At 59.1% G+C, this 20,376-nt stretch carries 19 protein-coding genes and 1 other RNA gene; 10 read left to right on the plus strand and 10 right to left on the minus strand.

What is annotated here, in order from left to right; translation table 11 throughout:
• Positions 1–7: 7 nt before the first annotated feature.
• The 5 genes from pheT (at position 8) to PYK22_RS05045 (ending at position 4,064) form a co-directional block, all read left to right on the plus strand.
• Entirely contained in the window at positions 8–2,098 is a 2,091-nt protein-coding gene (gene pheT / locus PYK22_RS05030; protein WP_041975070.1) for a phenylalanine--tRNA ligase subunit beta, read from the plus strand.
• 78 nt (positions 2,099–2,176) lie between these two features.
• The gene (locus PYK22_RS05035) at positions 2,177–2,458 is read left to right on the plus strand and encodes a hypothetical protein (protein WP_157770683.1); all 282 of its coding nucleotides are present in this window, start codon (positions 2,177–2,179) and stop codon (positions 2,456–2,458) included.
• Positions 2,455–2,826 (plus strand): cell division protein ZapA, encoded by a 372-nt coding sequence (locus PYK22_RS05040; RefSeq protein ID WP_041975072.1) that lies wholly within the window; start codon positions 2,455–2,457, stop codon positions 2,824–2,826. Before PYK22_RS05035 ends, PYK22_RS05040 begins: the two co-directional genes overlap by 4 nt.
• A gap of 119 nt (positions 2,827–2,945) precedes the next feature.
• Positions 2,946–3,135: non-coding RNA, 6S RNA (gene ssrS, locus PYK22_RS16400), on the plus strand.
• 146 nt (positions 3,136–3,281) lie between these two features.
• Positions 3,282–4,064 (plus strand): TIGR00282 family metallophosphoesterase, encoded by a 783-nt coding sequence (locus tag PYK22_RS05045; RefSeq protein ID WP_041975073.1) that lies wholly within the window; start codon positions 3,282–3,284, stop codon positions 4,062–4,064.
• Positions 4,065–4,087: 23 nt separating this feature from the next.
• Here PYK22_RS05045 and PYK22_RS05050 read toward each other — a convergent pair whose 3' ends face one another.
• From PYK22_RS05050 to PYK22_RS05080, 6 genes are all read right to left on the minus strand, one after another.
• The gene (locus tag PYK22_RS05050) at positions 4,088–5,305 is read right to left on the minus strand and encodes a VWA domain-containing protein (RefSeq protein ID WP_060635352.1); all 1,218 of its coding nucleotides are present in this window, start codon (positions 5,303–5,305) and stop codon (positions 4,088–4,090) included.
• Positions 5,306–5,639: 334 nt separating this feature from the next.
• A complete protein-coding gene (locus tag PYK22_RS05060) occupies positions 5,640–6,377 on the minus strand; it encodes a hypothetical protein (RefSeq protein WP_157770684.1) in 738 nt (245 codons plus the stop codon).
• Positions 6,378–6,490: 113 nt separating this feature from the next.
• Positions 6,491–6,730, minus strand: coding sequence for an anti-sigma factor family protein (locus PYK22_RS05065; protein WP_041975077.1), 240 nt, complete (start codon positions 6,728–6,730; stop codon positions 6,491–6,493).
• Positions 6,720–7,325 carry an RNA polymerase sigma factor gene (locus PYK22_RS05070; RefSeq protein ID WP_041975078.1) on the minus strand — a complete coding sequence of 202 codons (606 nt, stop codon included), beginning with the start codon at positions 7,323–7,325 and terminating at the stop codon, positions 6,720–6,722. Before PYK22_RS05070 ends, PYK22_RS05065 begins: the two co-directional genes overlap by 11 nt.
• Before the next feature lie 91 nt (positions 7,326–7,416).
• A complete protein-coding gene (locus PYK22_RS05075; protein WP_041975079.1) occupies positions 7,417–7,833 on the minus strand; it encodes a VOC family protein in 417 nt (138 codons plus the stop codon).
• 109 nt (positions 7,834–7,942) lie between these two features.
• Positions 7,943–10,618 (minus strand): PAS domain S-box protein, encoded by a 2,676-nt coding sequence (locus PYK22_RS05080; protein WP_060635353.1) that lies wholly within the window; start codon positions 10,616–10,618, stop codon positions 7,943–7,945.
• Positions 10,619–11,074: 456 nt separating this feature from the next.
• Here PYK22_RS05080 and PYK22_RS05085 point away from each other — a divergent pair, with 456 nt between their 5' ends.
• Genes PYK22_RS05085 through PYK22_RS05100 form a run of 4 tightly spaced genes read left to right on the plus strand, consistent with a single transcriptional unit; the run spans position 11,075 to position 13,884 of the window.
• A complete protein-coding gene (locus PYK22_RS05085; protein ID WP_041975080.1) occupies positions 11,075–11,500 on the plus strand; it encodes a VOC family protein in 426 nt (141 codons plus the stop codon).
• A gap of 7 nt (positions 11,501–11,507) precedes the next feature.
• Positions 11,508–12,491, plus strand: coding sequence for an RluA family pseudouridine synthase (locus PYK22_RS05090; RefSeq protein ID WP_083437621.1), 984 nt, complete (start codon positions 11,508–11,510; stop codon positions 12,489–12,491).
• A gap of 9 nt (positions 12,492–12,500) precedes the next feature.
• Positions 12,501–12,821 (plus strand): DnaJ family domain-containing protein, encoded by a 321-nt coding sequence (locus tag PYK22_RS05095; protein ID WP_041975081.1) that lies wholly within the window; start codon positions 12,501–12,503, stop codon positions 12,819–12,821.
• A 13-nt stretch (positions 12,822–12,834) separates the two neighbouring features.
• Positions 12,835–13,884 (plus strand): serine hydrolase, encoded by a 1,050-nt coding sequence (locus PYK22_RS05100; protein WP_083437622.1) that lies wholly within the window; start codon positions 12,835–12,837, stop codon positions 13,882–13,884.
• Between the two features lie 157 nt (positions 13,885–14,041).
• Here the strand turns inward: PYK22_RS05100 and PYK22_RS05105 are convergent, their stop codons facing one another.
• Positions 14,042–14,962 (minus strand): endonuclease/exonuclease/phosphatase family protein, encoded by a 921-nt coding sequence (locus PYK22_RS05105; RefSeq protein WP_041975082.1) that lies wholly within the window; start codon positions 14,960–14,962, stop codon positions 14,042–14,044.
• A gap of 30 nt (positions 14,963–14,992) precedes the next feature.
• The gene (gene moaC, locus PYK22_RS05110; RefSeq protein ID WP_041975083.1) at positions 14,993–15,463 is read right to left on the minus strand and encodes a cyclic pyranopterin monophosphate synthase MoaC; all 471 of its coding nucleotides are present in this window, start codon (positions 15,461–15,463) and stop codon (positions 14,993–14,995) included.
• A 153-nt stretch (positions 15,464–15,616) separates the two neighbouring features.
• On the opposite strand from moaC, the gene PYK22_RS05115 reads away from it, so the two are divergent.
• Complete coding sequence (locus tag PYK22_RS05115) at positions 15,617–16,660, plus strand: LacI family DNA-binding transcriptional regulator (protein WP_041975084.1); 1,044 nt, start codon at positions 15,617–15,619, stop codon at positions 16,658–16,660.
• On the opposite strand, the gene PYK22_RS05120 is transcribed toward PYK22_RS05115, so the two are convergent.
• Both PYK22_RS05120 and PYK22_RS05125 read right to left on the minus strand, forming a co-directional pair.
• Positions 16,649–17,812 carry an ABC transporter substrate-binding protein gene (locus PYK22_RS05120; RefSeq protein ID WP_041975085.1) on the minus strand — a complete coding sequence of 388 codons (1,164 nt, stop codon included), beginning with the start codon at positions 17,810–17,812 and terminating at the stop codon, positions 16,649–16,651. The genes PYK22_RS05115 and PYK22_RS05120 overlap by 12 nt on opposite strands.
• Positions 17,813–17,859: 47 nt before the next feature.
• Positions 17,860–20,373 carry an NPCBM/NEW2 domain-containing protein gene (locus PYK22_RS05125; RefSeq protein WP_041975086.1) on the minus strand — a complete coding sequence of 838 codons (2,514 nt, stop codon included), beginning with the start codon at positions 20,371–20,373 and terminating at the stop codon, positions 17,860–17,862.
• Positions 20,374–20,376 lie beyond the last annotated feature (3 nt).

Raw genomic sequence — 20,376 nt, forward strand, 5'->3', positions numbered from 1 at the left:
CCGCTCTATGTTGATCAGCTACAACTGGCTTCGGGAACTGGTCCGGTTCGAGCTTTCGCCGCGCGAGTTGGCCAAGCGGCTGACGATGATCGGTTTGGCCGTGGACACGGTGCGCGAGGCGGGCGATGACTATATCCTCGAATTCGACCTTACTTCGAACCGACCGGATTGCCTTTCGCATCTCGGCGTCGCGCGTGAAGTGGCCGCATTGGTCGGCGCGCGCGTGCATCTGCCCGAGGCGAAAATCCCTTCGCTTCGCGGGCGCGCGGGTGAGTTGATCTCGGTCGAGATCGAGGAACCGGATCTATGTCCGCGTTACACGGCGCGCATCGTGCGTAACGTGCGGATCGCCCCATCGCCCGAGTGGTTGGCGGATCGTTTGCAGAAGATCGGGCAGCGCCCGATCAACAACGTCACGGATATCACCAACTACGTCCTTCACGAACAGGGGCAACCGCTCCACGCTTTCGATCTCGACCGTTTGAGGGGAAGAAAGATCATCGTGCGATGCGCGCGCCGCGGCGAACGGATTTTGACGCTCGATGGCGTCGAGCGCGAGTTGGCCGCACAGATGTTGGTGATCGCCGACGCGGAGCGGCCAGTTGCCATCGCCGGTGTGATGGGCGGAGAAGAGGCGTCTATCCATGAGACGACGCGCAACGTTCTGATCGAGAGCGCGTACTTCGATCCGTTGACGGTGCGAAGGACGGCCCGCGCGCTCGATCTTCATACGGAATCATCACATCGTTTCGAACGCGGCGCTGATCCGGAAGCAGCGTTGCGTGCCCAAGAGCGCGCCATCGCGCTCATTTGCGAGATCGCGGGCGGCGAAGCGACCGAGGACGCGCTCGATCTTTATCCGCGTCCGATCGTCAGACCGGTCGTCGCGCTTCGTCCATCGCGCGTCGAAGCCCTTACCGGAGTCGCCGTTCCCGAAGAGGATATCATCCGCATTCTGACTGCGCTCGGATTCCATCTGAAAGATGGTGAGCGGATCGAGGTCGCTGCTGCGGAGCAGCCTTTGCGTTTTATCACTCCGTCGTGGCGCGTCGATATCGAGCGCGAAGAGGATCTGGTCGAAGAGGTCGCGCGCCATCGCGGGTACGAGAAGATACCGGAAGAGTTGCCCGCTTCGAAGAACGTCGGCGAATACCTCTACGGCGAAGAACGTCGCCGCACCGCGCGACGCGCGCTCGCCGCTTTGGGGTTCGATGAAGCGATCAGCTTCAGTTTCATCAATTCAGCTTACGAGCATGGATTTGCGCCGTTGCCGACGCTCGGCGGTGACGAAGTGGAATTCGTGAAGGTGAGCAATCCGATCATCGAAGGGGTGACTTTGATGCGGGCCAGTCTCGTGCCCGGATTGCTCGAAGCTGTGCGCCATAACTTCAATCACGGCACACGCGATGTTCGGCTGTTCGAATTGGGGCGCGTCTTCGCGCGAGATCCGCATGGGGAGCGCCCGCGCGAACGCGAGAGCTTGGGATTAGTAGCGACCGGTGGAGCATTGGAGGAGGGACGCGCCCTGGCGCAACGTGCGCTGGACTTTTACGATGTGAAGGGCGCGCTCGAGGCGGCGAGCGAAGCGATGGCGGCGCCGCGTTTGGAGTTCGAAGAGGCGCGCGTCGCGCATCTACGCGAAGGTCAAGCGGCGCTCGTCCGGTTGAACGGGCGCGCGATCGGTTACATAGGACGCTTAGCCGAAAGCGTCGCCGCGCAATTCAAGTTCAAACAGCCAGTTTACGTCGCCGAAATTGATCTCACTTCGTTACTCGAAGCCGAAGCGCGCAAGGTGCGCTATGCGCCGCTTCCGCGCTATCCGGCGATCGTGCGCGATCTTTCCATCATCATCGAACGAAGGATATCATGGGCGGCGATCCGTCGCGCCGTGCTCGCGCTCGGTTTGGCCTACTTGCGGAGCGTCGAATTCGCCGACGTTTACGAAGGTCAAGGCGTGCCGGAAGGGCACCGGTCGCTCACGCTCCGTTTGGAGTATCGCGCCGACGATCGCACGTTGCGCGATGATGAAGTGGACCGCATGCATGAGGTGATAGTGCGCAAGTTGAAGGATGAATTCGGCGCACAATTGCGGCAGTGAGGTTCGCTCTTGCGCTTGGCGCGCACTTGGTCGCATAATCAAACGCCGAAGCCGAATAACTTCTCCACAGGAGAGGCGATGGTGGGACTGACGGGGCTGGAGAAATTCTCACATCTTGAAGATAAGATCTACCGCACCATCGAGCTGACTAAAGCTTTGCGTCAGGAGAAGGAGAATCTGGAGCGCGAGTTGGCCTCCTTGCGGCGCGAGATGGGAAATCTTTTGAGCGAAAAGGAGAGGCTCGAAGCGCAGGTCGAACGGTTGCTCGCCGAACGCGACACGATTCGCATGAAAGTCGAAGCGATGCTCGATGCGATCTCCGTCTTGGATCCTGAAATCGTGGAGCAGGTGCGCAGATGAGCGACGGGAACAAGTTCACCAATCGAGGGACGATTGAGCAGACGCCGACCATCAAGGTGGAGATCTATAATCAAGTTTATAACATCCGATCGGACGGCGATGCTGAATATGTCGCGCAATTGGCTGAGTTCGTCGATCGTCGGATGCGCGAGATCTCATCGAGCACGCTGACGGTCGATTCGCTCAAAGTGGCGATCCTCGCCGCGTTGCACATCGCCGATGAGCTCCATCGTTTGAAACGACTGCACGAACAAACGGACGCGCAGCTTGCGGCTCGGAGCGCCGAGTGCGCCGAAATGCTCGACCGCGTGCTTCGGTGGAAACCGAGCTTGGACGCTTCATCCTCTTCCGGCGAATTGGGCGCTTGACGCCAAGCGCTGTCCTGGTCGCTTCACCCTCTCTGCGTTCGATTCCAATCTTTTCCTAAGCTGAGGACCGTTTTGCAGTCGCTCGCGCTTGTGCTAGTATCTTCGACGGCGAAGAGGGCGCACTTCTGCGGGGTGCGTTACCGAATCCAATGATTGAGCCAACGCCGTTGAAAAGGGAGACCGATGCCGCACGCCAGTGCGCTCCTTCAGTGTTAAGGAAGCGCCAGAGGCTGCGGCTGCGCTAAAGGTCACCCACCTGTCTGTTGCAGGTTCAAATCACGGCTTCGGGACGGCCATTGCGGAAGCCCTCTTCGGCCAAACATGGCGCGTCAGGTTGCAGGATGCCATCCTTCGGGCGCGTTCCGTCGAAAACATGGTTCGTCGGAGCGCGTTTCGGTTTTTAAGATGGTCTTTTCGGATCGCGCCTCAATCAGCAGCGGCGGAGTTGTTTTTGAATGAAGGTACTCGTCATCGGAGATATCGTCGCGCGCCCCGGACGGACGGCAGTGCTTGAACGGATCGAGGACTTGCGCGAGCGCTACAAAGCTGATCTCATCATCGCCAATGTGGAGAACTTAGCGGGCGGATATTCGATCACTCCACCGCTTGTCGAAGAGCTGTTGGCGGTGGGCGTGGATGTGATGACCTCAGGCAATCATATCTTTGATAAGCGCGAAGCGATCGCCTACATCAACCAGCAACCAAAACTGTTACGTCCGGCGAACTATCCGCCAGGCACGCCGGGTAACGGCATGTGGGTAGGGCAGGTCAACGGCGTCGGCGTCGCGGTCATCAACTTGATCGGGCGCGTCTTTATGGGACCGGCGGACGATCCCTTCCGCGCTGCGGATGCCCTGCTGCGCGAGCTGGACCCTTCGGTGAGGGTCCGCCTCGTAGACTTCCATGCCGAGGCGACATCGGAAAAATGCGCTCTCGGCTGGTACTTGGATGGACGGGTGTCGGCCATCTTCGGCACGCATACGCACGTGCAGACGGCTGACGAACGCATCTTGCCGCAAGGTACGGCATACATCACCGATATCGGGATGACGGGAAGCCATGCGGGAGTCATCGGCATGGATCGCGATGACGTGATCGCGCGATTCTTGACGGTTACGCATCGGCGCCTTGAGAGCGCCAAGGGCGATGTGCGCATCTGCGGGATCGCGCTCGACATAGATGAGCAGACGGGACGCGCGCGCGGAATATCACGCTTCGCCATCAAGCATGAATCTTGAAAGCTGTGTTAATTGCCCGAAGATTACCCTTTCGGGGCGATATAGTATGGGCGATGTTGCACGACATAATCTTTGTCGTCGAATTTGCCATCGCCATCCACATCAACTTTGACGACGATCTTATGCGGTTTCCCATCATGCTGAGCGCTTGGTTTGAAGCCGAGGCTGTACTGATTGCGAAGCATGGCATCGATCGATTGCAGCACGCTCGGCAGTTCGCCCTCGAACGTGACGGGGAAGTAGGCGCCGCCCGACTCCTTGGCGAAAGTGTTGAGCGCGTTCTGCGCTTGCAAGAAGGTCAGGCGTCCGGGAAAGCCCGTGATGTAATCGGTCGGCTCCAGTTGATCGCCGTACTTCTTGAAGAAGAGATTGGCGGTCCCGATGATGTAGATCGGCACGCCAGCGCTCTGAACGATGCGGCGCGCTTCGTCATAGTTGATCTTGCTGAAGGTGTCTATCCCGGAACTGACCAGAATCACGGCTGTACGCCGCCCTTGCAACGCTGCTAGACCGGCATACTCCATCGTCTCCTGTTTGCTGTTCTCCAGCACGACGGCGTCGCCTTTCCCGCCGATGAGGGTGAATTTTAGGGCATCGAAGAGATTGGCTTCGCGCGAAGCGGGAAAATTGCGCAGAAGTAGATCGATCACCTGCCGAATGCGGCCCGGATCGTTGGTGAAATCGGTCAGCGGAGTCGGGCGCATGTCATAAGCGATCACCGAGACGTAATCTTCCGGGCGAACGAACTGTGAGAGGAACATCGCCATCGGGCGCAGGACTTCATACCGGCCCGGCTCGAACCAGTTCCCGCCGAGCGCATCGGTCAGTTTGCTATATTCGAGGACCATCGCCACCGTGATCGGCGCTTCAGGGGTGGCGAAGTTGGTGATCTCCCTTTGCACGCCGTCTTCGAAGATGGCGAAATTCTCCTTCTTCAGCCCCGTGATGAGCTTGCGCGTCTTCTTGTGGTAGACAACCGCATCGACGTTGACGACCGAGGTTTCGACTTTAACGGTCTCGGCCTCCTGCGGGGAACCTATGACGTCCGGCGGTGGGGCTTCCTGCGGTTCTCCGGTCTGCGGTTGCACGCCGCTCGATCGTTTGTTCTTCTTTTGAGTGGTCGAGGGTTGAACGCGCCCCGCTTGGGCGCGCGCTTCAGTCGGAAGGCGCAGCGTCAAACCGAAGATCAGTCCGAGGCCGAGAAGTTGGGCGATGATTTGGCGGAAGATAGACTTTCTCATAACGGGCGGCTCCAGCTCTGCGATTTTGTCCCCATGGTAAGTCGCAGGGCACGACGGGGTCAATCTCCTTCGGACTGAACTTATGATGCGCGAAACGACATCGAAGGTGGTCTTCGACGCTCTGGGTTCGCAATCATTAACCTCTTTTCATACTTGCTGGCTGCGCGTCAACGCGCGCCGCTTGACCAGGACGCTCTGGGTTCGCAATCATTAACCTCTTTTCATGATCGCCCGATCTTGAAGCCGCGACTCGCATGATTTGACCGGTCTCAATCCAGCACCGCGCACACACCACGCCAAAAGATCCATCTCGGCTCGCATGATCTGACCGATTTCAACGCGGCTGAGCCGAAGGCACTTCGGCTTCGACGACGGCGTTGAAGAACCCCGAGTTGTCGTTCAGGTTGCCCTCATTGATGCCGAGGAAGAGCACGCCGTCGCGTTGTGCGCGAAATTCGCGTTGCCTCCCGATGAAGATGAAATCATCGTTATCGTCGCCGATGACGGCGATCAATGCGCCCGTCGGCTCATCGCGGATCAATTTGTTCGGGTCGGGAAGCGTCGGAAGACCTGCTGGAGTCGAGTAGACGCCGTTGCCGAGCGAGACTTGACCGGTGGCCGAAATGCGCAGCAGTTGACCGCGACGGACCACCAGACCCGTGTTCGTCCAACCGTTGGCCGTGTTATCGGCGAGCACGCGAACGTTGATGCGCACCCAATTGTTGGAAGCTTGCGTCGTCGAAGATGGCGCCGGGTTGGAGGCCGTTTGACGCGGCGCGTTCGCCGGTGGAGTGGATGGCTGTGTGGCTGGTGGAGGGGCATCGCCCGCCGTGTTAGGCGGGTTCACGGAATCGAACTCGATCGATTCGACATCCTCCACGTAGAGCATCATGCGACTGGCGCGCCCGCGCGCGCCCGCCCCGACGAGAACGGTGAACTGTTGATCGCGGAAGCCGATGACTTGACCGCGGATGACGGTCCCATCTTTGAGTCGAATGGTATCGGCAAAGGTCATCGAAGCGGCGACGAGCGCGATGACGATCGCCGGAATGAACATCTGCCTTCGATCCATGATCCTCACCTCTTTACAGAATCGCACTTTGCTGCTCGGTCGAGAGCGCGCGGAGCGAATGGAGAGCCTCTTTGGCTTGATGGCGCAAGGAGGCTTTCAGGTTGCTCGCGCTCTCAATGAAGGGCGCGGTTGGCGATCCCCAATCGCCGCCAAAGCTCATCCTCGTCGGGGTAACGGATCGTATCTGCGCCGCATAATGATCTGGCGGTCTCTACGATCAGGATGAGATCGTGAAAGACGTCGGCGCAGGGCGAGCAGACCTGCAGATGCGCCCTGATTTCGAGCATTTCGACATCTTCAAGCGTGCCCGCGTGATATTCGCTGAGCAACTCCAAGCTTCTCTCACAATCCATCGTTGCCCTCCCGAGAGTTGGATGCCGTTTGTTGTCGAATCAGATTGCGCAGCTTCAGTCGCGCCTTGTGCAACTGCGATTTCGAGGTGCCTTCGCTGAATCCAAGCATGCGCGCGATCTCATCATGATCATAACCTTCGATGTCATGGAGCACGAAGACCGCGCGATAGCCGGGCGGCAGTTGCGCGATCGCTTTCTCGAGCGCGATGCGATCGATGATCGGCATGCGACTGGGATCTTCTGTCCCCTGAACGATCTGAAGCGGCGTTTCCCCTTCCTCAGTCGTCTGTTCGCTGCGCGTGCTTTTGCGTCGCAGATGCATCAACACTTGATTGACCGTCATGCGGTGGAGCCACGTCGAGAAAGCGGAATCGCCGCGAAAACTGCCGATCTTGTTGTAAAGGTTTAGGAAGACTTCCTGCGTCAGATCCTCCGCTTCGGTCGGATTGCCGAGCATGCGCAGGCAAAGGGCATAGACGCGCTTGAAGTGACGACGGTAGATCTCCTCGAAAGCGCTCGTATCGCCAGCCGCCGCTTTTTGCGCCAGCTCGAAATCGGTCGGTCTCTTTTGCGCTTCTGCCGCGTTCACGCTCACAGTTCGCTGTCTTTCTCGCCGATCTTGCCGTAAGGTGGGCGAATCACGCCAGCAATACTATAATGCTTCGACTCCGTCTACAAGGACGCGGCTATTTGGCGAAGATCTGCTTTCGATCGGCGAACGCTTTGAATTCGAGCGCGTTGCCGCTCGGATCGAGAAAGAACATCGTCGCTTGTTCGCCCGGTTGACCGCGGAAACGTATGTGGGGCTCGATGATGAACTCGATCCCGGCCCGCCGCACGCGCTCGGCCAGCTCCTGCCACTGTTCCATCGTCAGGATCACTCCGAAATGGGGAACGGGAACGTCGTGCCCATCGACCGGATTGAAGCCGCGGATGCCGGTATGTCCTGGGACGAGATGAGCGACGATCTGGTGCCCATAGAGGTTGAAGTCGATCCATGTATCGCTGCTGCGCCCTTCGTCACACCCTAAAACGCCGCCGTAGAACTGGCGCGCGGCCTCGAGATCGTGGACGGGAAAAGCGAGGTGAAAAGGGTTCTCCATCAGCCTCCTCCTGTGCTGAAGCTCTTCGCTATTTTAACGCGCGTTTGCGCGGATCCGCGAACGCGAAATCAAGATCGCAACTCAGCGGTCCATTCGAAGATGATCGAATCTATGCGGGACGAGGCGCATCGAGCGTTTCGCGCACCTTGCGCACGAGCGCGTCCGGCGCGAAAGGCTTTTCGAGAAATGGTTTATCTTCGCTGAGCAAATCTCGGCGCAGGTTCTCATCATCCATGTAACCTGAAGTGAAAAGGATGCGCATGCGCGGGCGAAGAGCTTTCGCCTGCAGGCTCAGTTCATGGCCGCTCATCTGCGGCATGACGATGTCGGTGAGCATCAGGTCGATCGTCCCGCGATGCTCGCGGCAGATGCGCAGCGCTTGGCGCGGATTAGATGCTTCGAGGACGACGTAGCCGAACTCTTCCAACGTCGCGCGCGCCATGCGTCGCACGCTCTCCTCGTCTTCGACGAGAAGGATCGTCTCATTACCGTAACCTTGCGGGGCGGGCGTGGAGGATTGCCGTTTCCGGTGCGAGGCGGCTTCGGCGATCACTTGCGGCAGATAGATTCTGAAGATCGCCCCTTCGCCCGGACGGCTATGGACCGTGACGTATCCCCCGCTCTGTTTAACGATGCCGTAGACGGTCGATAATCCTAGGCCGGTCCCTTTGCCGGGCTCTTTGGTCGTGAAGAACGGTTCGAAGATGTGACGCTGGACCTCTTCATCCATCCCGCAGCCGGTATCGGCAACTTCCAGCAGGACGTATTTGCCCGGGGCGATGAAAGGATGATGGCGCAACAGACTCTCTTCCGTCTCGATATTGGCGGTGCGGATCGTGAGGAGGCCGCCGTTGGGCATCGCATCGCGCGCGTTCACCGCGAGGTTGACGATCACCTGTTCGATCTGGCTGGGATCGACTTTGGTTGGCCAAAGATCTGGGTATAGCTCGAGGCGGAGTTCGATGTTTTCGGTGAGCAAGCGTTGCAACATCTTGCCCATGTCTTCGACGACTTCGTTGAGATTGAGCGGCTTCGGTTGGATGATCTGTTTGCGGCTAAAGGCGAGAAGCTGGCGCGTCAAGTTGGCCGCGCGTTCAGCCGATTTTTTGATTTCGGCGATTTGACGGCGCAGCGATTCATCTTCGCGCACGCGCCGCAGAGCGAGATCGGCATAGCCGATGATCGCCGTGAGCAGATTGTTGAAGTCATGTGCGACTCCGCCCGCGAGCCTGCCGACCGCTTCCATCTTCTGTGCTTGTCGCAACTGATCTTCGAGCTGTTTGCGCGGCGTGATGTCACGGTTGACGCCGACGATCGAGAGCGGATTGCCCTGCCCGTCGCGCTGAAGGACGAAGATCGAGTCGGCTGTGCCGGTCGTGCCGTCCTTGCGTTTGAAGGCGATCTCGCCTTCCCATCGCCCTTCAGTAAGGACGGTCTCGCGGATTTCGGCGTCGATCTGTTCGCTGATCTCTGCGGAATAAAGGAGCGAGGAATCTTGGCCCAGCACCTCGGCCTTCGCATAGCCGAAGATGCGTTCTGCGGCTGGGTTCCAATCGGTGATGCGCCCTTGCAGGTCGGTCACGATGACGCCATCGTAAATCGTGTCGAAAACCAGGGCTTGGCGTCGGAGTGCCTCTTCGGCGCGACGTTTCTCGGTGACGTCATTGGCCAACACGAGCTTGGAGCGCCTGCCGTTCAGTTCCAGGATGTGAGAGATGATCTCGACTTCGATGATCGTCCCGTCCTTTTTGCGGTGACGCCAGACGCCGGAGCGGTGATACCGCTGATCGGAATCGGCGATATGCTTGACGCGATTCATTAAGGTCGAGAGGTCTTCGCGCGGTCGTATGTCTTGAATCGTCATCGAAAGGAACTCTTCGCGCGAATAACCATAATGCCGAATCGCAGCCTCATTGACGTCGAGAAAAGCGAGCGTCTCGAGATCATAAACCCACATCGGGAGCGGATTGCTCTCGAATAACAGACGGTAGCGCGCTTCCGATTCGCGCAGAGCCCTTTGGACGCGCTTCTGTTCGGTCAAGTCTTTGGCGATGCCGAAGACGCCGACGATCTGACCATCGACGATGATCGGCATATTGGTGACGTTCAGTTCGATGCGTCGGCCATCTTTGTGGTAGATGGCCGTTTCGTAATTTTGCGGCTCGCCTTCGGCGGCTTGCCGAAAGCGCTGGACAGTTTGTGGGAGCTCTTCTGGAACGATGAGCGTGGTGAAGGAGCTACCGATCAGCTCCTCTCTCGTATAGCCGGATAGTTTATGACAGGCCGGATTGACTTCGACGAAGCGCCCTTCGAGATCGAACGAATAGACCGCATCGGGATTGTATTCGAAGAGCGATTTGTAACGCTCCCTGCTCGCTTGAAGCGCTTTCTCGGCGCGATTCTTCTCGACGAGGAGCCGCACCTTGGCGAGCAAGAAACGCGGATCATATGGCGCTTCGACGTAATCATCGGCTCCGACCTGCAGGGCTTCGACCATGCTCGGCACATCTTTGCGGATGGCGCTCAGCAGGATGATCGGCGTCGGCGCTAGGTGCGAAGTCGCGCGAATGCGGCGGCAAAGCTCGATCCCGTCCATCACGGGCATGGCGACGTCGCTGACGATGAGATCTGGAGGATCGAATTGAGCCAAATGAAACGCTTCCTCTCCGTTCAGCGCGCCGATGACCCGATATCCCTCTCGCTTGAGGAGGAAAGCGGTGACTTCAAGCTGATCGGGAAGATCATTAACGAGGAGGATGGTGGGCGAACCTTTATCATCTGACATGGAAACTCACCTTGATCTACGAGAGTCCAACCGCTGCGATTATCACACGGAAAAGGGCAGCGGACGTTTGAGGGGGCGCTGCCGCTTGGAGAAAAGTTACGTTACTTGAACGAAGAAGTCAACAGCCATTAATTGCGCAGTTTACGCGCCCGTTGGGCTTTACAAGCGGTGAACGCGCGCTAAATGCGCCGCGTGCTCCTAAGCCCTCTTGCCGCGAGAGGTTGAGCGTTTCGCGGCCTACTGCGCGCGCTAAATGCGCCGCGTGCTCCTAAGCCCTCTGATTTAAGAGCGTTTTCGCTCCCGAAGGGATCTTCTCCAGTCGGCGTGCAAATCGTTCATCCATTCCATTAAAATCGATCGGAGTAGATTAGGCGGAATGAGGATCGTGGGCGCAATTGCCGACTCGTTTATGATAAAAGAAACGAGATTTCGAATCGGGCATCCCGCGACAAGGTTATGCTGATCTCCGGCATTCTCGAAACCTGTCTTTATGCGGCGGATCTCGTTGCGGCGGAGCGGTTTTACGCACACGTCCTCGGGCTCGACGTCGTCGGGCGCGAAGATGGGCGTCATGTTTTCTTCCGTTGCGGCAACGGCATGCTTTTGATCTTCAATCCTAATCGAACCAGCATGGAGTTGAGCTTCATCGGCGGAGCGAAGATCCCTTCTCACGGCGCGCGTGGACCCGGGCACGTCGCTTTCGCCATCATGGAACGAGATCTCGACGCTTGGCGAGAGAAGTTAGCGCAAGCCGGTATCGAGATCGAATCCGAAGTGGCGTGGCCGCAGGGCGGAAGATCGCTCTACTTGCGCGATCCGGCGGGCAACAGCGTCGAGTTGGCTACGCCGCAAATCTGGGGCAGTGCGTTTCGGGCGAGCTAGCGCGTTTATGGTTATGATGAGGATGGAAGTCGAAGCGGATCGCGTCAGAAGGGTGGAATCAACGTTGCAGTTCGAGGTCGGCCCGGAGTCCGCAAGGCAGCGATTAGACGACTTCCTCGCCGCGCATATCGGTTGGTTGAGCCGTTTGCGCATCGCGAAACTGATCGCCGAAGGGAAGTGTTTCGTGAACGACGAGCCGGGAAATGCGGGCCGTCGTCTGCGCGTCGGCGATCGCGTTTGGGTCGAGCCAGGCGAATTCGTTCCTAACGCGATGACGCCGGAGCCGATCCCGTTGGAGATCGTTTATGAGGATAGCGATCTGCTCGTCGTCAACAAACCATCGGGGATGCTCGTGCATCCGACGCGCAACGTGAAGAGGGGAACGCTCGCCAACGCGCTCACCTACTATCTGAACCGCGATCTGTTCGCGACGGCGGGGCAAAGCGAGGCATCGCGCTCAGCGGGCGACGAATCGCCCGCGCTCATCAGGCCGGGGATCGTCCACCGACTCGATCGCGCCACATCAGGTTTGATGGTCGTCGCTAAAAACCAGCGCGCGCTGAGTGTGCTATCGCGCCAGTTTCAACGCCGGCTCGTCGAGAAGAGCTATCTGGCGATCGTCCATGGTCGCGTCGCGGAAGATGAACTGGCGATTCGCGCCCCGATCGGGCGCGATCCGGAGGCCAGACCGAAATGGCGGGTGATGGAGGGCGGCAAGGAATCGGAAACGCGCTTGCGCGTTCTCGAGCGAAGAGAGAGGCGCACATTGGTCGAGCTTCAACCGTTGACCGGTCGGACAAATCAATTGCGCATCCATTGCGCGCACATCGGCCATCCGATTGTCGGCGATGATTGGCACGGCGCGGAAGATCATTCGACTCGCCTCTGCCTACATGCCGCTCGACTCTCTTTTCGCCATCCTAGTTCTGGAGAGATGATGCGGTTCTCTACGGCTTTGCCCGCAGAGATGGCCCGATCATTGGATGACTGAGGTGTGGGCATGGGATTGGAGAAGATCATCGAAGAGCGGATCAAAGAGGCTATAGAGAGCGGAGCCTTCGATAACCTCTCGGGCAAGGGAAAGCCCCTCGATCTCGCGCCGTATTTTCAAACGCCGGAAGATCTACGTCTCGGCTATTCGATACTCAAGAGCGCTGGCTTTCTGCCGGAAGAAGCGCAGATATTGAAAGAGGTAGAGGCGTTGCGCGAGCAACTGGCGACTGCCGATGCGCAACGTCGGACAAGGATCGAAAAGGCTATCGGCGAGAAGCTGGCGCATTACCACATGTTGATGGAAAGGCGGAGAAGGGGGAAATCCTAGGAGCGCGCAAAAGATGTTCGGGAGACTTTCGAATCCGATCCTCATGCTGATTCTAAGGCTGCGATCGAAAAGATGGCTGCGGCCCATCGGTCCGCGTCGGGCGGTGGCGATCTTTGTGCTCCTTCTCGCGTCGAGCGCGGGCGGACGCGGCGGGGATGATCTGCGCGGTCAAATATCCGCGTTGATTCGCGCGAGCGGCGCGGAGAAGGTGGCCGTCGCTTTTCACGATCTGGAGACCGAGCGCGAGCTTCTGATCGATGCTGACGAGAGCTTCCACGCGGCGAGCACCATGAAGGTTCCCGTGATGATGGAAGTCTTCCGGCAAGCGCAGGCCGGGCGGTTAGCGCTCGATGAGCGGCTGAAGGTCAAAAACGAATTCCAGAGCATCGCCGACGGTAGCCCGTATTCGCTTTCTCCGCAAGATGATTCCGAACGGACGCTCTACCGCAGAGTTGGAAGCGAGGCGACGGTGCGCGAGTTGGTCCGCTTGATGATCACCGAGAGCAGTAATTTGGCGACGAACCTTCTGATCGAAAGGGTCACGCCAAAGAGCGTGATGGAATTGGTTCATAATTTAGGCGCCGACGGGATGCGCGTGTTGCGTGGTGTCGAGGATGGCAAGGCTTATGCTCGCGGGCTGAACAACACGACGACGGCTCGCGCGCTGATGATCTTGCTCAAAGCCATCGCCGAAGAGCGCGCCATCTCGCCGCAGGCATCGGCGGAGATGCGCGAGATCCTGCTCGCTCAGAAGTTCAACGAGGGGATACCGGCGGGATTGCCGCCGGGCGTGAGAGTGGCGCACAAAACCGGATCCATCACGCGCATCTATCACGATGCCGGAATCATCTATGTGCCGGGCCGCAAACCCTATGTGTTGGTCGTCCTGACGCGGGGGATCGCCGATGAAGGGCGCGCGCATCAACTCGTCGCCGATATCTCTCGCGCGATCTACCAAGATGTCGTTCGCGGGATCAACTCGCTTCCAACGGAGGCGAGATCGCTTCGCCCCTACGTCGCTTGTAGATCTAATGAGGTCCGGTATCTGCGACCTTCAAAATAGCGGCGCGTTTCGCCGACGGGGCGTTCGGAGGGAATTCGACCCAATCTGCAGCAGACATCCGAGATTCGAGTCGGTCCCTCGCGATGAGGTTCGAAGAGAATTCGACCCAATCCGCAGCCCCATTCCCGCCGGATCGTAGTCGGTTTTAGCTCCAACGTTAAAGTTCGACTTCCGCCCATACGGGCCAGTGATCGGAGATTTTGCCAATTGAGCGAGCCACACCCCAGCGCACGACGCGCAACCCGCGCACGAATATCCAATCGGTGTGCAATCGTATGGGGCCGGAGCGCCACGTCGCCGTCCCGGTCGGCTGTGGCGAAAAATAACCGCGGCTCTCTAGAAAATCGCGCGTCTCTTCGCACGCGCGGCGCGATAGCGTGTTGAAATCGCCCATGATGATGATCGGGCGAGATCCGGCCCTCTCTTCGGCTTCGGCCAAGATCTTCTCGTGCTGGACCAGTCGATTCTCGATCGCGGCGTGTGGGTCTATGTGCACGCAGAAGATGAACGCTGGCGTTCCTTCCATGAGGATTTGGGCGGCTAGCGCGACGCGCGGGCGCCACGCGCATTCGAACCAGGGGAGTTCGATGCGTTCGACCTCGAGCAGAGGGAGGCGACTGAGAAGGGCGACGCCCGTGTCGCCATCATCGTCCACCGCGATCGACTCTTCAAAATCCAGATACCACTGTTTCGGGCGAGGCGCGGTCTCGCGTGGCAATCCTTGCGCCGCATGAACGTAGCACATGCCGAGCATCTGGGCCAGTTCATAAGCGATATGATGCCCACCGGCGCGCTTCGTCCCTCGATCGGCCTCCTGCAAGGCGATGACTTCAGGGCACGGGAGATGGCGTCCGGCGGAGAAGGCTTGTGCCGCCAAGCAGATGTTGCGCGCGACGAGCGAGCTTCTACGACGCGGACGCCGCAGACCCAATCGGCGAAGTAGACCGCCAGAGATGAGCCGCTGTCCGACGGCATATCGGATGTTGAATGTCGCGACGATGAGCCTTTGCGGTGACTGGGCGCACTCTCTCTGCCTGAAGTCGCCCCGTTCGACATCCGTTTCGATCATCAAGCTCATTTCGATCTGAAGCGATCGGCGCCCGTTCTCTCACTCGCGCCGGTAATCTCCGGATTTCCCGCCGGTTTTCAATTCCAGTCTGATATCCGTGATGCGCATCGTGCGGTCGAGAGCTTTGCACATGTCATAGACGGTGAGCGCCGCAACGCTCGCTGCCACTAGCGCTTCCATTTCGACGCCAGTCTGCGCGCGCGCGCGCGCTTCAGCTTCGAGCCTTATCCCATCAGCATCGAATGCGACTCGGATGTCTATGTGTGTGAGCGGGATCGGATGGCACATCGGGATCAAGTCCGCCGTTCGCTTGGCGGCCATAATGCCGGCGATCCGCGCCACTTCGACGATGCCGCCTTTGGGCCCGTGCCCTTGACGGATCGCTTCAACGGTCTCGCGGGCCATCACCACGCGCGCCGAGGCGATGGCCCGGCGCAGGGTTTCAGGCTTCGCGCTCGTGTCGATCATGCGCGCGCGTCCTTCCTCATCGATGTGCGATAATCCGGACACGTCTTGAGTAAACCGCAAAAAGAGTTTAAGTGCAAATCCGCGAGGCGGGCGTTTACGGTGTAGGGAAAAGTCGAGGTGTTTGGTAAATTCTATATCGAGCCAAAGCGTTGAGCGGCTCTGCGCTGGAAGGCGAACTTTCGCGAGCGATTGTCTATGCCGACGACCCTTGCTGATATCGCTGCCGCGTTGGGCGTGTCGAAGATGACGGTTTCGCGCGCCATCAGGAATCATCCATCGGTCAATCCGGAGACGCGCGAGCGCGTGCTGGAGATGGCGCGGCGCATGAACTACCGGCCCAACCAGCACGCGCGCGCTTTGGCGACTAACCGTTCGTACTTGATCGGTTTCATCGCGCCCGACCTGATGCATTCTTACTTTGCCGAGATCGCCAAGGCGGTCGAGGCGGTCGTCCGCCCCGCTGGTTACGAGATCCTGATTTGCAATACCGAAGAGGATGCCGAAAAGGAGATCGCTGAGGTCGAAGCTTTGCGCCATCGCACGGATGGTCTCATCATCGCTTCGGCGCTTCCGCCGCAGCGCGTCAAAGAATATCGCCGGTGGATACGCGAAGGAACGAAGATCGTTCTGATCGATCGCCGTTTCCAAAACTTGAAGTGCACGGCAGTGATCACCGATGATGTGCGCGTCGGTTCGATGGCGACCGAACACTTGATCGCGCTCGGACATCGGCGCATCGGTCATCTGCGTGGGCCAGCCGTTTCGACCGCCGAGGAGCGTTTTCTGGGCTATCGGCAAGCGTTGGCGAAACATCGGATCCGCTTCGACGAGAAGCTCGTGCGCGCGTGCGGCTTCTTCGAGGATCAGGGATACGAGGCGATGCGCGCCTGGATCGAGGAAGGCGATCTGCCGTCAGCCATCTTCGCGACTAATGATCCAGTCGCGATCGGCGCGATGCGCGCATTGGAAGAGGCCGGCATCAGGGTGCCGGACGATATCTCGCTCGTCGGCGCGGGCGATATACGCTACGCCGATCTGCTGCGCGTGCCGCTGACGACTGTCTCATGGGCGCGGACTGAGATGGGCAGACAGGCGGCCCAGTTGCTCATCGAGATGTTTGAGGATGGGGTCGGCCTCAAACAACGTGAAGTGCGAGTCGAGCCGCGTCTGATCGTGCGCCAGTCTTGCGCTCCGTTCGACCCAAAGAGAAGCCGCGTCGCGCTGAGATCAGCGGATTGAGCGCTCTCGACAGATGCTCGCGACCCGTTCCTTGATTTGGCGGAGCGCTTCGTCGATCGTCAGGTACCCGATCGTCGCGCGTTGGACGGTTTGCCACAAGACCTCTTCGATCTCCGGGTAGTGGGCGAACTTCGGTGGGATCAACGTCCGATGCGCGATCACTTCTTGCAATAGTTGCAAGCGCGCGCGGTCGATCGCATCCGCTTCGCGTTGCATCTGGTCCATTATGGAGTGGCGAACTGGAACGCAGCCTTGTCGCGCCTCGATGATCTGTCGCTCGGCTGAGGTCAGATAGAGCAGTAGCTCGAGCGCTTCCGGTTTGCGCGCCCCGCGCTTGGTCAGAGCGAACGTGTGGCTGCCGCCGTAGGCCAAAGATTTGCCCGCCGGGCCAATCGGGTAGATGCTCAGCGCGAAGCGATCGTGAACGCATGAGATTGCCGGGTCGCGATGGAATCGGTAGTAACCGGGCCATTCGCCGACCATCGCGGCGCGTCCTGAACGGAAACAGTCATGGACCTCATCGTAATGCCACATCGGTAGCTCGGGTGGCACGAGCCCTTCGAGATAGAAGGTGCGCAATAAGCTGAGCGCCCAACGCCCAGCATCGTTTTCGATATCGGGCGCGAGATCTTCCGGGAAGAGTCTTCCCCCGGCCATCTCGACCAATTCGAAAAAAGTGCCGAAAAGTCCGGATTCGCGGCCCGGAAAGGCGAACCCGTAACGATCCGGCGGACGATTGACGGCGCGCGCCAGCTCGAGCAGTTCGTCCCAAGTGGCTGGCGGCGAGGTGATGAGATCGGTGCGGTAGTGGAGCAGGCGAACATCGAAATTGCGTGGCAACCCGTAAAGCGATCCGTCGATGCGCGCTAGCTCGATCAACGGTGATGCGAAATCGTCGAGCGTCGCTCCATCGATGAGATCGTCCAACGGAGCGAGAAAATCGAGTTGCGACGGCGCGTACTTCGTGTGCGTCGAGATCAGATCGTAGGGCACTTCGGCGAGCGAGGCCAGATGACGGTTGAGCGTTGGATGATCGCCGCGAAATGCGATCTCGACTTTGATCCCGGTCGTCGCCGTAAATTCTGGCAAGGATTCATAAAGTCGGTCGTAAGCTGGCCCGCTGATCAGCGCAACCCGTAACTCGTCGCCCATCAATTCTCCCCTCGTAGATTCGGATCAAGAAGGCGGTTCATCGCGTTTCACCTGACGAGCTTCGCATCGGCCCAGTCGGCAGGGACGCGACCGCCATCGCCGCCGACGCGCCGCACGCGAAGCGAAAGGCGCCGCACGCCGCTTATGTTGACTTTGACCGGCAGCGGGCGATCGCCCTTCTTTACGACGCCTTGCCAGAGCTCTTTGCCATCTCCGCTGACCGTGAATTCGACGCTTCGGGGATCGTTCGATCGATAACTATCGTCTATCCCGACGAGCGCCGAGAAGGTCGTGTATGGCCCAGCGATTCCGAATTCGATTTCGGAATCGGTCGGCATGCCGATCCCGGTCGCATGGCTCTGACCGTCGAGCGATAATCTGGTCCCGAGGAAAGTTCGGTCGCGTTCCGGCTGTTGCCAGCCCGACGTGAGGCGCAAAGGCGTGAGCGCGGAGAGAGGCAGCTCTTGCGGGAGAAGTTGTCGCAGCGAGAACTCCACGCGCGCTCCCTTTTCGCTCAGCGTGCCATCGTACCAGACGGCGCGTATCTCCGCTGTGTAAGCGGCATCTGGATCGAGGTTGCGTAGGGTGAAAACGTTCGTCGGAGTGAAACCGAGCGGGCGCCCATTGAGCGCCACCACGTAGCCAGCGACGCCCTGATAAGGCGGGTTCCAGCGCAGATCGACGCCGTCGAGACTGACGCGCTCGATCCACGGATTCGACGGCTCGCGGACCGGATAGCGATAAAACTCCGCCGGTTCGAAAGCGACTTCCCACCGCACTTCGGTCGTCCGCGGCGCGGCGAACTCGATGGTCGCCCAGCCTTGATGGTTGTCGATCTTCACCGGCAGTTCGCCCGCCTCGGTACGTGCGATTGCCTTCTTGATGGCGAAATTCTTCCCGCGCGGAAAGACGAAGCGCAGTTCGTAAGGGTCATCTTTGATAACTCTGCTTCGCCCTGAATAGGAATGGGTCGCCGGATCGTAGCGCTGGTCCAGTAGATCGACCCAGCCTTGGGTGATATGTCGACTGGTCGAAATCAGTTGGATGCGATCTTCATCGGGCAGAAGCGTAAGCACGCGGCAGCTCGCCGGGTTGAGTTCGATCGTCATCCCGTGTTCCCACGCTCCCAGATATTCGCGGTTCCAGAAGTCGAAGATGTGGACCGGGCGATTAGCCGGAAGCCCCAGCTCCTGCCAATTCAAATAGACGAGCGATGGACGATCCTCGTCGTAATTGAAGATGCCGACGACATCGTACTGCCGATCGAGATGTTTGATCTTCAGATCGAAGATCCGTTTATCTCGCTCAGCCGGGAAGAGGTCGAGCGGTCTGATGTCGACGGCGGGATAGATGCGGCGCAAAAGTTCGACCCGCTCTTCCGGCAGATCCATCAACCGGTCGCTCGTCAAGAGGGCTTGACCCGTCAATCCTTGCAGCGTCGCCCAGGCGCGCGCTTGCTCTAAGGGAAGCGGCGGGCGCACGACGAAGACATCGGGGTCCGTGTACCAAGCGATGTTGTGCAGAAAGTAGTATTGCATCGTGGCGCGAAGCGCGTACTTGAAGCCGTTCCATGCGGCGACGATGTCCGTGCCGGTGCGCGAGCCGTTCATGATCCCGATGCCTTCGAGCGGGATGCCCCAACAGCCAAGCAGATAGCTATCCGGGCCGATCGCCGAACGGATGCTCGCCAGCGTCTTACGATAGAGCGCAACCGGATCCTCGGTCTGATCCTTCATGAAGGCGCGCTTCGTCCGATACTCGCGAACGACGATCGGTTGGCCATCTATCTTGAAATACTCATATCCCCAACGTTTGAGCGTGCGGAAGAGATCCTTCAGATACTCGCGAGCTTCTGGAGTCGAGGGATCGACAAGATAACGTCCCTCCCATGTGCTCGAGGCCGACGATCCATCCTCTTTGAGCAGGAAGACGCGCGGATGGCTCTTGACGACTTGCTCGTTGCTCTGTCCGTGCGGCGCGAGCCAGATGCCCGGCTTCAGTCCGAGTTCTTTGATATAAGCGGCGAGCCCATCCAGCCCGCTCGGGAAGCGCGCCGCATTGACTTTGGTCCAGTCGCGGTTGTCGCTTTGACCGCGCCCGGCGCCTTGCCATCCGTCGTCGATCTGCACGTATTGCGCGCCATAATCCTTGAGGTTACGCGCGATCCACTCCGCGTTACGTCTGACTTCGGTTTCGTTGATCTCTTGGTAGTAGTAATACCACGAACACCAGCCCGCTGGCGGGAGAGGGAAGTGCGATTTATCTATCGGCGCGAAGTATCTTACGCGAAGTCTATCTTTGTAGTAACCTTTGATAACCGTCCCGTCTTTCAACCGCAGTTCGTCTGCCGCGGGATCGAAGACTCCATCGGCCAGCGGCGTGTCGACATCGCCGAGCGTCATCACGAAGAGGTCCTTGTTCGTCCCGTCTTTGATCCTCGCCTGAATGGGGTGGGGCCACGCCCGTGCCGGAGAGGTCTGCGCGACGAGCGGCGCGCAGATCATCGCGTGCGCGACCAAACAGCAGGCGAGCAGTTTAACTTTTTGCGAAACGATGCGCATGGT

Origin of the sequence: Pyrinomonas methylaliphatogenes (assembly GCF_000820845.2) — a bacterium.
GTDB classification, from domain to species: Bacteria; Acidobacteriota; Blastocatellia; order Pyrinomonadales; family Pyrinomonadaceae; genus Pyrinomonas; species Pyrinomonas methylaliphatogenes.

What these genes read in the sequence shown, in the direction of transcription:
- pheT (WP_041975070.1), top strand. Translation starts at nt 8, where the DNA reads ATGTTGATCAGCTACAACTGGCTTCGGGAACTGGTCCGGTTCGAGCTT.
- PYK22_RS05035 (WP_157770683.1), top strand. Translation starts at nt 2,177, where the DNA reads ATGGTGGGACTGACGGGGCTGGAGAAATTCTCACATCTTGAAGATAAG.
- PYK22_RS05040 (WP_041975072.1), top strand. Translation starts at nt 2,455, where the DNA reads ATGAGCGACGGGAACAAGTTCACCAATCGAGGGACGATTGAGCAGACG.
- PYK22_RS05045 (WP_041975073.1), top strand. Translation starts at nt 3,282, where the DNA reads ATGAAGGTACTCGTCATCGGAGATATCGTCGCGCGCCCCGGACGGACG.
- PYK22_RS05050 (WP_060635352.1), bottom strand. Translation starts at nt 5,305, where the DNA reads ATGAGAAAGTCTATCTTCCGCCAAATCATCGCCCAACTTCTCGGCCTC.
- PYK22_RS05060 (WP_157770684.1), bottom strand. Translation starts at nt 6,377, where the DNA reads ATGGATCGAAGGCAGATGTTCATTCCGGCGATCGTCATCGCGCTCGTC.
- PYK22_RS05065 (WP_041975077.1), bottom strand. Translation starts at nt 6,730, where the DNA reads ATGGATTGTGAGAGAAGCTTGGAGTTGCTCAGCGAATATCACGCGGGC.
- PYK22_RS05075 (WP_041975079.1), bottom strand. Translation starts at nt 7,833, where the DNA reads ATGGAGAACCCTTTTCACCTCGCTTTTCCCGTCCACGATCTCGAGGCC.
- PYK22_RS05080 (WP_060635353.1), bottom strand. Translation starts at nt 10,618, where the DNA reads ATGTCAGATGATAAAGGTTCGCCCACCATCCTCCTCGTTAATGATCTT.
- PYK22_RS05085 (WP_041975080.1), top strand. Translation starts at nt 11,075, where the DNA reads ATGCTGATCTCCGGCATTCTCGAAACCTGTCTTTATGCGGCGGATCTC.
- PYK22_RS05090 (WP_083437621.1), top strand. Translation starts at nt 11,508, where the DNA reads ATGGTTATGATGAGGATGGAAGTCGAAGCGGATCGCGTCAGAAGGGTG.
- PYK22_RS05095 (WP_041975081.1), top strand. Translation starts at nt 12,501, where the DNA reads ATGGGATTGGAGAAGATCATCGAAGAGCGGATCAAAGAGGCTATAGAG.
- PYK22_RS05100 (WP_083437622.1), top strand. Translation starts at nt 12,835, where the DNA reads ATGTTCGGGAGACTTTCGAATCCGATCCTCATGCTGATTCTAAGGCTG.
- PYK22_RS05105 (WP_041975082.1), bottom strand. Translation starts at nt 14,962, where the DNA reads ATGAGCTTGATGATCGAAACGGATGTCGAACGGGGCGACTTCAGGCAG.
- PYK22_RS05115 (WP_041975084.1), top strand. Translation starts at nt 15,617, where the DNA reads ATGCCGACGACCCTTGCTGATATCGCTGCCGCGTTGGGCGTGTCGAAG.
- PYK22_RS05120 (WP_041975085.1), bottom strand. Translation starts at nt 17,812, where the DNA reads ATGGGCGACGAGTTACGGGTTGCGCTGATCAGCGGGCCAGCTTACGAC.
- PYK22_RS05125 (WP_041975086.1), bottom strand. Translation starts at nt 20,373, where the DNA reads ATGCGCATCGTTTCGCAAAAAGTTAAACTGCTCGCCTGCTGTTTGGTC.